The following is a 14,513-nucleotide window of genomic DNA, read 5'->3' as shown; positions in this document are numbered from 1 at the left end:
GCACGAAAACAGAGAACTGCTGCTTGAATAACGCCCGGACTCGCATCCCGTATCCCTCACTCGATGAGCGCAGAGGTGACCCGTGGCTGGCTTCGATCAATTCAATCTCGGACCGGCCTTCGGGCAGCAGGAACTCCCTTGTGAAGGCAAGGTGGGCGACTTCGTCGTCCTCTCTCCACTGCAACCGGACGAGCACGATCCCACGCCCCAGGGACTGGTCAGCCTCTGGCTCTGCGTGAAGTCGTCGAACGACGAGGAGCGGGCAATCTGGGCACGCGTCCAATTCGACGGTGTGGCCACCTGTGAATGGCCGGTTCCGGAACCTCCCCAGGACAAACCCGTGCTTACGCAGGGCTGACTTTCCCAGTTCCTTCATCTTCTGCGCCCGGCCGTCCACACGTCTTCTTCATGAAGGGTCCAGGCAATGCCCACGATCACCGCAAAAACATCCGGTACCGATCCCGCCGTCCTCGCCTCCTCCGGCGGCGAAGCCCTGCATGCCGAGTCGACTTCCTCCTCCGTGGCTGCTGTCGCGGGGTTCCAGCTGGACACGACTGACACCAGTAGTGGCGCCGGCGTCTACGGGGAAGCGCGGGGTGGCGGTGCCGCCGTTGCCGGACTCCAGACCAACCCCGACGGCAACGGGCCCGGTGTCTACGCGGAAGCGCAGGGGAACGGCGCCGCCGTCTGGGGAAGGCAGGTCAACACCAGCGGCAACGCGGCGGGAGTATCAGCTGAATGCCTGGGCAGCGGTCACGCGATCTCGGGTGTCCAGATGAACCCCGCCAGTGCGGGGGCGGGTATCTACGCCGAGCACGTCGCAGGTCTGACCGCGGGGTTCTTCCGCGGAAACGTCATCGTTACCGGTGACGTTTCCTTCCCGGGTGCGGACTGTGCCGAGGAGTTCATCGTCAAGGAGACGTCACGCGCGGAACCCGGCACGGTGATGACCCTCATCGACAGCGGTGAGCTGGAGCCGTGCGAAACTCCTTACGACAAGCGCGTCGTCGGCGTCGTCGCCGGCGCCGGTCCGCTGAAGTCCGGGATCGTCATGGGGAGGCGTCACGACAGGACTCGTCCCCGCCAACCGATCGCGCTCGTCGGCACCACCTACTGCAAAGTGGACGCCCAGGATTCTCCGATCACGGTGGGCAGCCTCCTCACCAGCTCCTCGACGCCCGGCCATGCGATCGCAGCAAACGACCCGATGCGCGCCTTCGGCGCCGTACTCGGTAAGGCGATGGCCCCTCTCGCCAGTGGCCTCGGGCTGATCCCCATCCTGATCACCCTGCAGTGAGTACGGAAGTTCGGAGACCGTCGTCGTGGAAAATACTCGGAATCACGTAGCAGCCAGTGGAAACAGCACTCTCCGGGGGTTCTTTTCCTCCGCCAATGTCGACTACGACCCACCGAGCAAGAGCCTTCGGCAGAACATCAAGAAGGCAAAGTCCAAACGAGTCTACGATCTCGCAAGCGGAGCCACAAACGACGCGGAAGAGGACGAGATCCGCGACATCATGTCGCTCTCTGAGAACAGCTACGAGGTCGTCCGCTTCTTCGGGACCATCGACGGCTGGTCAGGCTTGGACGACGAACTCCCGGAAGGCCATCTGGATCAGATCTCCCGAAACCTTGCCCAAGTCCTCGACCAGCGCGACTATGTCGTCCATCAGAAGATCCGGCGCTACTTCGCGCTGCTCGACTACGCGGCGAGCCCCACTCTGGGCGACTGTTTCACGCGGATTCTGCAGCTACCCGCCACGTTCCAGGCGCCCGAGATCGACGCACTGCTCGCCGAAAAGGCAGGCCTGCTGAAGACAGTCACCAGCGCAACAATGCGCGAGCGCACGAACATGGTGAACGCGGCAAGAATTCACCCGACCGTGATCAACCAGTACCTTACGGTAGCGCCCCACCGGTCCAATGAACTCGTTTCGCTGATGTTCGAGGTGAACTACACCACACGAATCTGCACGGAACTGGCTGTGCTCAACTACCAGCCGCTGTACGGAGTCATCACAGACATGGTGGACCCCGGTCTGAGCAATCGGCAACGCATCGCCGCCAGAGACACGTGCCTCCGCCTGTCTCTGGAGTTCGCTGCGGCCAGGAGATGTGTCGACTCCGTGGGCAGCAATCAGGCGAAGTCCACCGTCAACCGGTTCACGACCGCCCTCAAGGCGGCGCTCGACAACTTCCCCGCCACGGTTCCAGCACCCACGGCGGTGGGTGCGATCGCCGCTGCTCTCGGGTCGGTCGCCTCAACACTGGCCGACCTCCAGACGACCATCCAGAACCTTCCCGACGCGCTGGCGGGAGCCATTACGCTTCCCGACCTGCTCGGCAGCGGGGACGACGACCGGGCAAGAACCCTCATCAGTGAACTCCACTCACAGGGCTCACTCGCGCACACGTCGTTCGGGATCAAGCTGAAGCTGGTGAACGCCCTGCTGAGTGGTTTCACCGTCGACGACGACGAGCTGGCGATCCTCCGCGTCATGGAGACGGCCAAGGCGTACGACCAGGCTGAGCTGTACCAACTCACTTCCGCCGCCACCTGGGACTCTCTGTACACGAGTTTCGACGGCGACGAGTACGACGCCCTCGAAGGCCTGCTCAACATGCCCTCCTGACAGCTCGCGGGCGAGGACGTCCCAGCAGCGCAGGTCCCCCGGGCAGCAGTCAGGCCCGGTACTCCGCGTCGGAGTACCGGGCCTGACCTGCGCTTCACTGAGGGTGAGTGACGGGACTTGAACCCGCGGCCACCTGGACCACAACCAGGTCCCATGTGACCCGCTACCGCACCAGGAAGGCCGCGCCGCAGGTCACAGCCTCGGGATCGGTTGGTCTCACGCGGTTACTCCGGCAGAGAATACGAAGATCCACTCCCACACCGCTCCCGCAGCGGTCTCAGGAGCTTCGAGTGCGGCAGATAGATGACCAACGAGGCTCCCCAGGCTGGCCGGTTGAGACGTCAGCTCTCGATCAACCGCCCGAGAGCCTCGCCTGTTACATGCCTGGACGTCACCCGATCGGCGGCCAGGCCGAGGAAGCTGACTGCATGTCGTGGGCGAAGGGAGCGCTTGGAGGCGCCCGCTGCTGGCAGCGTAACAGCGTTCTGACCTGCCGCGTTGCCCGGTGCACATCCATGGACTTGTAACATCGACACACATTCGACTGTTGCAGCCAGAGGGACGCGCTTCACTACGACGCAACGCTGAGCGTGACGCGACTGGTGCCAAATGTCTCCACGTGCAGCTTGTCCGCGGCTAGCATGATTGAGCCTGAGGATGTCCCGGGCCTTGATCGTCGTCAGGAGTTCGCTACCGTGGCCAATTTCCGTACCTCGGCCCGGACCGTTGACATGCTGGGCCGGCAACAGATCGCAGGCATCCCTACGGCAATCAATGAGCTCTTCAAAAATGCCTACGATGCGTACGCACAATCCGTAGTTGTCGACTGGCTGAGGGATCGCAACGTATTGATCCTGCGAGACGACGGTGTGGGGATGAGCCGGAAGGATTTTTTGGACCGGTGGCTAACGATCGGCACCGACAGTAAAGCCACCGGCGGGAGACTGGAGCCCCCACCAGTTCCATATGGTTTCGCGAAACGCCCCGTCATGGGCGAGAAGGGAATCGGTCGGCTAGCTATTGCTGCTCTCGGCCCCCAGACTCTAGTTCTGACGAGACAACGACCCCGAGCCGCATTCGACGAAAATCGCGCGCCGGTGATCGCTGCACTACTACCATGGCTGCTGTTCAGCGCCCCTGGAGTAACACTGGAAGATATCGACATCCCCGTTATTTCCGTTGATGGAACTTTCGACCGGTCCGTGATCGAGTCGCTGACGAGTCCAGTGCATGCGAACCTGCGTCAGCTTTCAGATCGGCTGGACAGTCAGACACTATCTACAATCCGCGATCACCTTTCGAGACTTGAGCAGGTTGACGCTCGTATGCTCGATAGGCTTCCGGGTCCGCGACTCACAGGCGTCAGCGGTCACGGCACTGCTTTCATCGTCACACCTGTAGATGACTCGCTGCCAGCCGAGGTCGAGGGCGATGGCGCTGTCAAGGGTCAGGCATCTCCACTCGTCAAGCTCCTTGCCGGTTTTTCAAATCCCATGTCCGGTGGGCCGCGAGAGCCTGAGATGGACACATCTTTCGTGGTGCGCACCGCTGACGGGGTGGCGACAGACCTTCTGGACGGCGATGAGTTCTTCGACGATGAAGACTTCCAAAAAGTTGATCACGAATTTTCGGGAACGTTTGATGAGTTCGGCACATTTCGCGGACAGGTGTCAGTCTACCGCTCAGAACCGGCAGAGCACGTCGTTCCGTGGACAGCGGGACGAGGCGCCCCTACCCAGTGTGGGCCATTTAAGATTCGCTTCGGATACGTGCAAGGTGATCTTAGACAGTCCAGCCTTGATCCGCAGGAGCACGGTGAAATTAGCCGAAAGCTGCAGAGGATAGCGGGGCTTTACGTCTATAAAGACGGGATCAGGATCCTGCCGTATGGTCAAAGCGACGTGGACTATCTTCAGATCGAGGAACGGAGAAGCAAAAATCAGGGGTACTACTTCTTTTCCTACCGAAGAATGTTCGGCGCCATCGAGCTTTCTTCGTCCCTGAATCCCGCTCTGCAAGAGAAGGCTGGCCGAGAGGGCTTTCGAGAGAATATCGCCTACCGGCAGATGAAGAGCATCCTCACCAACTTCATTATTCAGCTGGCGGCCGACTTTTTTAGGGCCAATAATGCGCAAGGACAAGATTACCGTGCAAGGCGGGAAGAGCTTGAACGGACAGAGAAGATTCGTCGGGTGCGAGCTCGAAAAGCGGACGTAGAACGCAGCCAGTTCCAGGGGCACCTCCAACGGCTGATTGGTGAATTCACCGAGTCGCGCCCGCTTGCGTTGGTGCAGAACACAGTAATGCGCGTCGAACGCGAGCTAACCGACATCGATGACGTTACGCCCGACGCTCTCGAAATCGTTCTTGACGCGGAGGAATCGGCTCGTCGTGACCTTGAAGATCTCGTTCAACGATACACCCTGGCGAAGCCGGCAGGAGTGGGCCTCGATCGAGAAACTAATAGAGATTGGTCGTTGTACCAGCGGCTCCGAGAAGAATTGGTAACATCTGTCGTTCCGGAAGCTGGCGTCCGAATCAGTGAGATTACAGCGCAGAAGGCTGGGAGGTTGGCGCCAGCCAGCCACCTGCAACTTCGCATTCGGGAGGCCTTTGAGCAATCTTTGGAAAAGGACCTTGAGAACTGGGTCCAAAGCGTCCATGGAGTAGGGACGAAATCGGCAGAAATCCACGCCGGTGTCTCGAGGCGAATTCACGCTGCAATCCAAGAGGCATCAGATTTTGCTCGGACGCTTGCCCGTCGCATGACAGAAGTTTCCCCTGCCGCTTCGGAAGCAGATCTCTTCGAAATGCGGCGGAAACTTCTGGAGGATCTAGAATTGGAACTTCAACATCAGAAGGAGTCGCTGGAGCCTATCCGACGATTCTTGTGGAGCTTTGACGGAGTTTCTCGGGGTCTTGGGTTCGAGGATCAACTTGAAGCCGTGGAAGAGGAAGTGATTGCCCTCAGAACCCAGGTTGACACGGATCTCGAACTTACCCAGCTGGGCAGGGCAGTTGAGTTAATTAATCACGAATTCTCATCGAGTATCAAAACGGTCAGGTCGAATTTGCGTGCCCTTCGGCCTTGGGGGCAAAAGAACGCTAAGCTTGGCAACATTGAACGTGAGCTTGCTACTGCTTTCGAGCATCTGGACAATTATCTGACTCTGTTCACGCCTCTACAGAGAAGATTGTATAGAAAGCCTGCCACCATCACAGGTGCCCAAGTGGCGCGATTCGTTCAGGACCTTTTTGGGGAGAGGTTCCGGCGTCATGATGTTGATCTGCGTGTGGCGCCATCATTCGAGAGGTTCTCGTTTGTTGGCTACCCGTCGACTTTCTATCCAGTTTTTGTGAACTTGGTGGATAATGCGATCTTCTGGCTATCAGATAGGCCTGCCCCTCGGATAGTGCAGCTAAGTCAGCGGAACGGATCGTTGCTGGTGGAAGACAATGGTCCAGGCATCTCGCTCAGGGATTGTGAGGCAATCTTTGAGCACGGTTTCTCACGGAAGCCAGGCGGTAGGGGATTGGGTTTGAAAATCAGCAGGGATGTGCTGCAAAGGAGTGGGTGGTCACTAAAGGTTGTACCTGATGGCGGTTTGCCATGGCCGGAGGCTGCGGCATCCCTGCCGTGGTCTGGGGGGCGGGGAGTTGGCGCATGCTTTTCAATCAACGCCCCGACCGAGGTTGAGAACGGGTTGGGGGAAGTGGAGTGACAGCACAGCTTGAACACTGGTCAGTCGAGGCTGCTAAGGACTACCTTCAGACGGTCGTCGTCGTCGACGACCAAGTAGCAATTGACGCCCACGAAAGTGCGAATGCTCCTGCAGATGATGAGGTCCTGAACGACGTTGATGAACTTTCCGTACCGGCCGAGGGAGATGCGGCGTTGGCAGCCCATCCGGCGCCCACACCGATTCCTATGCAGCCTAAGAGTGGGGAACCGGCAGGGTTGGATGGGGCTGCGCTTTCGGAGGCTTTCGCTCGCTACGGCCTCGTCTGTGGGTACGTTCGGCCCACAACATCCGATCAGCGGGAAGAGCTCATCCAAGGAACGTTCGACCGTCTGTTTATTCGATCGGACGTTCTCGTCCTCGACTGGTCGTTGAATGGTGACACCGGACAGACGACAACTCGGCTCGTCTTACGACTTGTTGAGTCAGAGGAGGGAAAGCTCGGGCGACTTCGGTTGATTTGCATCTACACGAACGATCCTGATCTTTACGGAATTCGAGACGCCCTCGGCCGATCCCTGCGGGAGGTCGGTCACAAGCTCGATGAGTCTGAGGACAGTGAAGGGCTGGGGCTTATTGCGCGAGACTTTCGGGTCTCTGTCCTTGGTAAAGCGGGGGTGAGTCGAGCCCCTCTCCCTGCGGCAGCAGTGGTTTCGGAGGCAGAACTTCCCGACAGGATCGTGAGAGAGTTCGCGCTAGCCTCTCACGGAATCCTGCCTGGCTTTGCGTTGAAGAGTCTTAGCCTGCTGCGTGACAACGCGCCCACGCTACTCCAACGATTCCACGGCGATCTTGACCCTGCTTTCGTCAGTCACGATCTGCTGGCCGGCGAGGGTAAGCGATTTGCCATACAACTGATAGCTCGCGAGATTCAGTCGCTGCTGGAGTCGACTGGCGCTTCCGACATGATTTCACGTGAACGGATTGAGTCATGGGCGAAGATGCGGCTTTCTGCTTCATCTTTCGTGCCGAAGGTGCAAAAGAAGGCTGCCTATAAGGACATAGATGCTGCAAGTGTTCTCGAACTTCTGGCACAAGATTCTCCAGACATTTCTTCCCTTATCGATGCCGATGGGGGTCAATTGAAAATGAAGAGCACGGCGACCGTGGCGTCGCTCTTCACGACTCCTGAGCATGCGAATTCCTCTGAAGAGGAACTGGGTAGGCTCTCCTGTTTCGCTAGGGACCTGCACAGTGGCTATAGTCGGGAGTCGGAGCCGACCCTCCAACTGGGGACCATTCTGGTTCGGGCGGATGAAACGTCTGCTGCGGAATCGGTAACCGAGGGTTTGGAGCACGTGGACTCCAAGCACGAGTTCTGGCTTTGCCTGCAGCCTCTCTGTGATTCCGAAAGGCTGGATGAGCCTCGTGCATTTCCCATGATTCCACTGTCTGAAGTGGATTTAGGAAGAGAATTCCATTTCCTTGCTCTCGACCATCATGAGGAGCGTCGTATCCTCGCTAGCAATGCGAAACTATATGACATGCGGATGCCTCGCTTCAGTCCAAATGGCGGCGAGAGGGTAGTGAGGGCATTTAAGAGGGGCGGCTACCCGTGCTTCACCAGTGACACCGGTGATACATTTATGTGGATAGGTGAGCTTCGTCCCGAGCATGCACTTCGGGTGTCTCATAAGATGGGACACCTGATCAGTCGAGTGGGATTGGATGAATCTGAATGGCTTCGGAAAGATGGGAGCAACAGGTAGCCTGAAGAGCTCATCCCCCTCACCTTTGCTTAGAGCGGCTCAGCGGCGCAGGCCTGTGACACTGTGACGGCTGTGACTCCCGCAGTGTTGAAGCTCCGCCCGCTCGGGTCCACCACTCAGGTGGTACCGCCGTTGTTCTGTTGCTGTCGAGCCGGAGGAAGTAGGAGGTCACGAGGGGGGTGTTGTTGGCCGGTGACGCGGCCGAAGACTCCTAGGTCTTCGCGGGCGCAGTCGTGGAAGGCGTTGATGCGCTGGAACACTGTGCGGTGTCGTTGACGCCACTCGGCGAGTGTGCCCGTGGTGCGGCCCGTGGCTTGCCAGTCGATCTCCTGGGCTACGGAGTTGACCTCGTGACCGGCTTCTACGACTGGGTCGCTGCCGAGGAGCATGATGCGCTCGAAGGCTCGTCCGCGTAAGCGGGTGGCTTCGGCCAGCTCCGTCGTCAGGTCCTGTTCACTCCGCTCGGCCTCATATAGGCCCTCCCGATGCTGGTAGAGCGAGGAAGCGAGGAAGACGCAGGCGCGGACCTGATCGATGTAGTCCCCGTAGGCATCTAGCTTCCTGTCATCCCACCGGGTGTGCAACTCGTGTCGGAGGCGTCGGCGTTCGGAGAGGGTGTTGGTCACGTAGGTCATCGCTGCTCCGACGAGCACGGCCGAGATCGTCAGGAGTTGCTGACCCAGCTCCACGTCGTTCCGCCCTCCCCGGCCAGACTCGTCAAGACGTCTTGAGGATTCTAGGGAGCGGGTCGGTGTCTGGGGAACAGGCATTCTGAGCCCGTCCTTGGGCTCCTCGGCAGCGGCGTTATCGTTCGGGGTGACTTCGGCGGAGAGGCATACGCAATGCGGAGCACGATCGCAGAGACGCTGGTCACCCTTGGCCGGCGGTACGTGCGCGACGCCCCGGTGTCCGTTGGGAAGGCGGCGCTTGCCACGGGCTTCCTCAACCCGCATCTTCGCGATCACCCCAGGCAGCGGGTCACGGAGGCCCGCTTCGGGGCGCGGTTCGCCGTCGACACACGGGACCTCATCCTGCGGTACGTGTACCTGTTCGGCATCTGGGAGCCGAACATGACGGGCTGGCTGCAGGGAAGGCTTCGGCCCGGGGACACGTTCGTGGACGTCGGCGCCCACGTCGGGTACTTCAGCATGCTTGCATCTCGGCTGGTGGGGGATGCCGGCCACGTGGTGGCTATCGAGGCGTCTCCGAAGTTCTACGGCAGGCTCCGGGAGCATGCCGACCTCAATGGCGTGGGCAATGTACGGGCGGTCAACGCCGCGGTGTCAGATTGCCGGGAGACTCTGACGTTCATCCTGGCCAGTTCGATCAACACGGGGGCGAACAGCATCGTCCCGTATGACGGGCCGGTTGAGTCTTCCTTCGAGGCTGAGGCACGCCCGCTGCCGGACCTGTTGGAGACGGCCGAGGTCGCACAGGCACGCGTCATCAAAGTGGACGTCGAGGGTGCGGAGGGGAAGGTGGCCCGAGGGCTGACTCCGTTGTTGGATCAGCTCCGCCCTGACGCGGAGATCACGATCGAAGTGACTCCGGAGCGGATGGCTCAACTGGGCGACTCCGTCGACGAGCTGATGGAGACCATGGCGCGGGCCGGCTTTCATGCCTACCGCCTGGCCAACGACTACGCGCCGGCGAGCTATCCGCAAGCGCTTCGGCAACCGGCGGCCGTTCCGACGCGACTTCGAGGGCGGGTCAACGGCGAGAGCGACCTGATTTTTTCGCGGGTCGACGCGGACGAACTGCCGTGAGCTGACGAGCGAGGGCCGGTCCCCGACGCTGACGTCTCGGGAGCCGGCCCTGCTGTAGCGCTTCTCCGCTACGGACGTCCAGCCTTGAGCGCTCTGCTGGCCTTGCGCCACCACGCCCGGTACCACTCGGTGAGAGGCCGCTTGGCCGCGTCTTCGTGACCGCCAATGGCGTCCAGCCGGGTGCCCCGAGACTTGGCGACTCGTAGGGCATCGCACAGTGCCTCGCTCAGCCGCTGCGTCACGAATCGCAGTTCGGTCTTGTTCGGCTTGTCGTTGAGTAAGTCCTCGGACAGACGCAGGACGTCCTCGCCGGTGTCGAGTTGCTGGTTCTCCAGCAGGTTGGCGTACTCCGAGAGCCAGCCGCCCTCTCGTACGTAGCAGGGGCGCCCTTGGTCGTTAACCCAGGGCAAGAGCCGCAGCTCGGGTCCCTGCCGGCTCACGTCGGCACCTCTGCCTCTGCGTGAGCGCTCTCGACGTGTCGCTTCCTCAGAACGCGGGCGTCCGTGACTCCGCTCCAGTCGTGCCTACGTCGCGCGGCACGCAACTGCTGGTCCAGATTCAGGCATTCGTCGCAGTGCTCGTCCGCGATGTCGTTCCTCCAGTCGTCAATCACGTGATACCTCCTTGCGTTTCCCTGTCGGGTTGGGACCGTGGACGAGCTGGTTCGCTTCGTGCTGCGACTGTCCGCGCTGGGGATTCGCTCTCTTCGCTGCCGAGTCGGAAGTGAGTGGTAAAGATCGCCTCCGCGCACTGGCCCGGTAGGACAACCACCGATGCTTCGACCACGCGGCCGGAGACATCGTTGTAGGTCCGACCGACCACCAGCACCGTCCCCCTCGGGCTGATCTGCAGGGTGCGAGCCTCGGAAGACGTCGGCATTCGCGCAACAAGCCGCTCCGTGCTGGATCCCAGTCGTACGCCTGACTCCGCCAACTGCAGACGGATGTCGTGCCCCCAGGGGTGCAAGGACCGGTTCGGCGAGATCAGCGCAGCCAGCCGCGCTGGTACGTAACTCTGGGTCAGGCTCCGGGGGCGGGTGCCCCGGCGGGCGAGATACGTGTACGCGATCACCTTGTCGCCTTCCGGTATCTCAAGGAGGGCAGCGACAGAGGCGTCTGCGATCGTCTCCGTGGTGCTGACGTAGGTGTTGAGGTCGTGCCCGTCCGTCATGAGTACGGTGCCGGGGTAGACCAGCCGGTCTGCGGGCCAGCGCACGAAATTGCCGCTGCCATGGCGCTTGTCCAGCAAGCCTTCGTTCTGCAGTTGTTCGAGCGCGAGCCTGAGAGTAGGGCGGCTGACGCCGTACTGAACTGCAAGCTTGTCCTCAGCAGGAAGCCGCGTGCCGTTCGGGTAGCTCCCCCGACTGATCAGTGCTCTCAACTGCTCAGCGACGTCCCAGTATTGGGTCGCCATGCGTGTGGTCACCTCCAATCGGTTCGTGTGGCAACAGCGGTGAAGCGGGACGACGCCTTGCCGCGGCGCAGAGCGCGCGTACAGGGGGCGGTTCGGCTGGTGGGCATGAGGAGGTTCCTCCCTCATGGATGTCCGGGGAGGAGCAGCCATCGCAACTCCTTAAGTTATCTTAAGGAGTTGCGATGGGAAGTCAAGGCCCGCCCACCCCACGCGGTTCCGCTTGTGGGGTGGGCGGGCAGGCCGGTGGAGGCTGGGTGCCCTGGCGGGAGCCGGCGAGGCGCTTCCGAGGCACGCTTTGCCTGTGTCTGCTTGGAGCTGGCCTGCAGGCCCAACGGGCCCGTGACGGAGCAATCTGGAGTCTGGTACCTGGGGCAGGCTTCCTCGATTTGATCGCCACGCTGGCTAACTTGAGATGCTGGGCGAGGCAGAGCATCCTGTATCGATGGCCGATGAGACGATCATCCAACTCCTCAATCTGCTAGTGGTGGTGCTGGCGGTGACGATTGGGACTCGAGTTGGCTTCGTAGTTGCTAGCCGAGGGATGGCGCGAGACGTCCATCTGATCGAACGACGTCTCGAAAATGAGCTGGCGATGTCGAGGCATCGGCACGAGATGGACCGTGAAACGGAGCACCGTCAACGAGTCCGCGAAGAGTTGAAGCAGGGCTACACAGGTCTCGCCCGGTGGCTCCACGAGCTAGAGCGAACCTTCGATGAAATTCGCTCGGGTGCTCAAGCGCCACATGAGGGGATCGCCAGGGGGAAGGCAAAGGCGCTCATGGACCGGCCGCCCTGGGAAGCCGTAGCCCCGCCGGCAGCGCTGGCCCCCTCGGAAATGTACTGGAGTGGCGAGGTCCGAGAACTGCTGCGCAAATTCCTCGGCCCATACGTGGACTTCGTCCAGAAATCTAGGCACGCGTTGCAGCGAACCGTCGATGCCGAGGGCGAACACGCCCCCTTCGATCTGGAGATGTGGGAGGCCCATGGCCAGTTGATCTCCGTGGTCAACGAGGTGCGGGATCAGATGAGGGCGGATCTGTCTGCGCCGCTGGTGTAGGTTCAGTGGTTGAGATCTGACGGCGACGGAGAAGCGTGAACCGCCGTCGGCGGCTGTCCCGCTGCGGTGGCACTTCCACATACAACGGGGAAGCTACGACTAGGCGTTTACTCTGGCGGGTGTGATCAATGTCCATGAGGACAATCGCATGCCCACGCATGCGCGGCCGCCCCTCGACTGGATTATCACGTGACACCCAGCCGTGCACTCCGAGAGCAGCGTCTTCCCGTAGAATATTCGGCCTTCGGCTCGGCACTATTTCCGTGAGGTATTCGGGGATGGCGTAGATCCCCCGCTCCTCTCGCCGACCAATTTCGATTACTAGTTCATGCAGCCATGTGGTATCGGATCCCATCCTTCCTGGCGGAAGGTTGCGAGTGCGCAAGTGCTGGATCGAACCGCACAGAAGGACGCCCATGTCCCTAGGTTGCCCCGCTTCGCCAGCCGGAATATCGCCAGCGAAAATCACTACGTCCGCCGGCGGTCGCCCGCTATCTTCGAAGACGGGCTGCTGGGCCAACCGCAAGTCAAAGCGCACCCAACGGTTTGTTTGCAGGGCGAAGTCCGTGATCTCGGCAGGGTCATGGAGCTTCTCAACCTTCTTGATCGCCTGCGCCAACTCGTCTAGCGTGGCGCGACCGCTTGACGCATCGCTGCGTGAACGGGATACAGACGCCTGCACTATCGGAGCACTTGGAGGGAAGTTAATGGACCCCCCTATGTCGCGTTGGATCGCGACTTGTGGTATCCCCAGCTGCCCGTAAACCTTGGTATCGGAAACAAAGACGACTTCGGTCATGACTCTCCCCGACAGGCACACACGCCCTTACCCTGACTATAGGAGAGTAGTTGATTGAATGGGATGTTTCTCCACGGTTGGCGTTCCCTGGGGTGAGCGAAGCGCTTGATCATCAAAGTCGCCACGCGGCAAGGCATCACCGGGAGGGGCGCAAATATTCTCGATATCGCTCGTACCGGCTGCTCCGAGGGGCACAACCGTCTCCCCGACGTCAGCCGTTGATCGGGGTGGTCCAGTCGAACTCCGTCAGGGTGTGGGCCCTGGCCGCGATGACGGACATGCGTGCCTCTAGCTCCGCCGTGTTGCTGTGGGATGCCTGGCTGGTCATCTGGCCTGGCCACTTGCGGTAGAGCAAGCCCGACTCGCGGATGAACCAGCCGCGGCTGACCGCGTTGAGGGCGAGGAGTAGTCCCGTGTCCTCCGAGGCCGGCAGGGCCATCCAGCCGCCGAGGGCGAGTAGCAGGTCACGGCGTACGCAGAGGGTTGCCGGGTGGACCTGGGCGCGGAAGTTGTTCGCCTCCCAGTGTTCCAGCACTGCTCCGCGCTCCACCGGACCGTCGTCCGGGTCCTGGTCGAAGCCGACCGTTGAGCCGTCCGGTAGGAGGTCGAGGACGCGCGAAGTCGTCCAGCCGACATCCGGGTTGGCGTCTAGGACGGCGATGTCCCGGGCCAGTGCGCCAGGGGTGAGCTGGTCGTCTGCGTCGAGCACCTTCACGAAATCGCCGTGTGCCTCTGCCAGCGCCATCGTCCGTGTCACCCCAGGGCCGCCGCCGCGGCCCTGGCGGAACGTTACGCGGACGTCGTTCGGCACGTGGGGAGCCACTTCCTCGCCCGTGCCGTCCTCTCGGATGGACCAGTGCCATTCCCAGCCGGCCGGAAGCTCCTGCATCTCCAGGGACTTGTACGCATCCTGAAGGTACGCGGCGGATGGTGCGTGGACGGCGGTCACGATCGAGATCCGGCGGGCCATCGTGGTCACCACCGGTCCAGGTGCGTGACGACGTGCACGTGGGTGCGGTCCCCCGGCAGCGTGATGTCCGAGATCTCCACCGGCCGGTCGTTCGTGTCGTACGAGATCTTGCGCGCCAGGAGGACGGGCATCCCCGGCGGCAACTCCAGCTCTTCCGCCTCCTCCGGCGTCGGCGGCCGGGTGGTGAAGCGTTCTTCTATCCGGGCCAGCTCGATGCCGACCGTGTGGAGCTGGTTCATCGTGCCGCCCGGCCACGGCTCCTTCGTCTCGTCCAGGAGGTCCGGGTTCTCCGCGACCATGTCGCGGACGAGGTATGAGGTGACCAGCGCGAACGGCGCTCGCTCCGCTGCGTAGCGCGTGCGGTAGGTGCGTTCGACGAGGGCTGTGCCCTGAGGGACGCCGAAGGCGTCGGCGATGTCCTTCGAT

The 14,513-nt window shown here is 61.4% G+C and carries 14 protein-coding genes; 7 read left to right on the top strand and 7 right to left on the bottom strand.

The annotated features are described in order from the left end of the window. Positions 1-82 precede the first annotated feature (82 nt). The 5 genes from LG396_RS30865 (at position 83) to LG396_RS30845 (ending at position 8,082) form a co-directional block, all read left to right on the top strand. Positions 83-358 (top strand): hypothetical protein, encoded by a 276-nt coding sequence (locus tag LG396_RS30865; protein ID WP_199788001.1) that lies wholly within the window; start codon positions 83-85, stop codon positions 356-358. A gap of 66 nt (positions 359-424) precedes the next feature. After that, the gene (locus LG396_RS30860; RefSeq protein ID WP_225797269.1) at positions 425-1,297 is read left to right on the top strand and encodes a hypothetical protein; all 873 of its coding nucleotides are present in this window, start codon (positions 425-427) and stop codon (positions 1,295-1,297) included. Positions 1,298-1,322: 25 nt separating this feature from the next. Next, the gene (locus tag LG396_RS30855; protein ID WP_225797268.1) at positions 1,323-2,633 is read left to right on the top strand and encodes a hypothetical protein; all 1,311 of its coding nucleotides are present in this window, start codon (positions 1,323-1,325) and stop codon (positions 2,631-2,633) included. A 695-nt stretch (positions 2,634-3,328) separates the two neighbouring features. Further along, positions 3,329-6,355 (top strand): ATP-binding protein, encoded by a 3,027-nt coding sequence (locus LG396_RS30850; protein WP_225797267.1) that lies wholly within the window; start codon positions 3,329-3,331, stop codon positions 6,353-6,355. Further along, positions 6,352-8,082 carry a response regulator receiver domain gene (locus LG396_RS30845; RefSeq protein ID WP_225797266.1) on the top strand — a complete coding sequence of 577 codons (1,731 nt, stop codon included), beginning with the start codon at positions 6,352-6,354 and terminating at the stop codon, positions 8,080-8,082. Before LG396_RS30850 ends, LG396_RS30845 begins: the two co-directional genes overlap by 4 nt. A gap of 116 nt (positions 8,083-8,198) precedes the next feature. Here LG396_RS30845 and LG396_RS30840 read toward each other — a convergent pair whose 3' ends face one another. Beyond that, positions 8,199-8,771 carry a hypothetical protein gene (locus tag LG396_RS30840; protein ID WP_225797265.1) on the bottom strand — a complete coding sequence of 191 codons (573 nt, stop codon included), beginning with the start codon at positions 8,769-8,771 and terminating at the stop codon, positions 8,199-8,201. A 153-nt stretch (positions 8,772-8,924) separates the two neighbouring features. Between LG396_RS30840 and LG396_RS30835 the strand changes: the two genes are divergently transcribed. Continuing rightward, a complete protein-coding gene (locus tag LG396_RS30835; RefSeq protein WP_225797264.1) occupies positions 8,925-9,848 on the top strand; it encodes an FkbM family methyltransferase in 924 nt (307 codons plus the stop codon). A gap of 68 nt (positions 9,849-9,916) precedes the next feature. On the opposite strand, the gene LG396_RS30830 is transcribed toward LG396_RS30835, so the two are convergent. From LG396_RS30830 to LG396_RS30820, 3 genes are read right to left on the bottom strand one after another with little or no spacing between them, the layout of a single operon-like run. After that, positions 9,917-10,288: a hypothetical protein gene (locus LG396_RS30830; protein WP_225797263.1), complete on the bottom strand. Its 372-nt coding sequence runs from the start codon at positions 10,286-10,288 to the stop codon at positions 9,917-9,919. Beyond that, complete coding sequence (locus LG396_RS30825) at positions 10,285-10,461, bottom strand: hypothetical protein (protein WP_225797262.1); 177 nt, start codon at positions 10,459-10,461, stop codon at positions 10,285-10,287. Before LG396_RS30825 ends, LG396_RS30830 begins: the two co-directional genes overlap by 4 nt. Next, entirely contained in the window at positions 10,458-11,261 is an 804-nt protein-coding gene (locus LG396_RS30820) for a GntR family transcriptional regulator (RefSeq protein WP_225797261.1), read from the bottom strand. Before LG396_RS30820 ends, LG396_RS30825 begins: the two co-directional genes overlap by 4 nt. Before the next feature lie 442 nt (positions 11,262-11,703). On the opposite strand from LG396_RS30820, the gene LG396_RS30815 reads away from it, so the two are divergent. Next, the gene (locus tag LG396_RS30815) at positions 11,704-12,318 is read left to right on the top strand and encodes a hypothetical protein (RefSeq protein WP_225797260.1); all 615 of its coding nucleotides are present in this window, start codon (positions 11,704-11,706) and stop codon (positions 12,316-12,318) included. Here the strand turns inward: LG396_RS30815 and LG396_RS39975 are convergent. The 3 genes from LG396_RS39975 to LG396_RS30805 all read right to left on the bottom strand — a co-directional run. Next, a complete protein-coding gene (locus LG396_RS39975) occupies positions 12,266-13,117 on the bottom strand; it encodes an SAVMC3_10250 family protein (RefSeq protein WP_372483591.1) in 852 nt (283 codons plus the stop codon). The genes LG396_RS30815 and LG396_RS39975 overlap by 53 nt on opposite strands. A gap of 211 nt (positions 13,118-13,328) precedes the next feature. Beyond that, positions 13,329-14,087, bottom strand: a complete 759-nt coding sequence (locus LG396_RS30810; protein ID WP_225797370.1) for a glycosyltransferase family 2 protein — start codon at positions 14,085-14,087, stop codon at positions 13,329-13,331. 5 nt (positions 14,088-14,092) lie between these two features. Then, the coding region (locus LG396_RS30805; protein ID WP_225797259.1) for a UTRA domain-containing protein at positions 14,093-14,513 on the bottom strand (421 nt) is incomplete at its 5' end.

The organism is Streptomyces aculeolatus, assembly GCF_020400605.1.
GTDB classification, from domain to species: domain Bacteria; phylum Actinomycetota; class Actinomycetes; order Streptomycetales; family Streptomycetaceae; genus Streptomyces; species Streptomyces aculeolatus.
The sequence above is the reverse complement of the archived record's forward strand: the minus strand, read 5'-3'. Positions and strand labels throughout refer to the sequence as shown.

Bases quoted from the DNA above. Each gene is read 5' to 3' on its own strand.
- LG396_RS30860 (WP_225797269.1), top strand. From the start codon at position 425: ATGCCCACGATCACCGCAAAAACATCCGGTACCGATCCCGCCGTCCTC.
- LG396_RS30835 (WP_225797264.1), top strand. From the start codon at position 8,925: ATGCGGAGCACGATCGCAGAGACGCTGGTCACCCTTGGCCGGCGGTAC.
- LG396_RS30820 (WP_225797261.1), bottom strand. From the start codon at position 11,261: ATGGCGACCCAATACTGGGACGTCGCTGAGCAGTTGAGAGCACTGATC.
- LG396_RS30815 (WP_225797260.1), top strand. From the start codon at position 11,704: ATGGCCGATGAGACGATCATCCAACTCCTCAATCTGCTAGTGGTGGTG.
- LG396_RS39975 (WP_372483591.1), bottom strand. From the start codon at position 13,117: ATGACCGAAGTCGTCTTTGTTTCCGATACCAAGGTTTACGGGCAGCTG.
- LG396_RS30810 (WP_225797370.1), bottom strand. From the start codon at position 14,087: ATGGCCCGCCGGATCTCGATCGTGACCGCCGTCCACGCACCATCCGCC.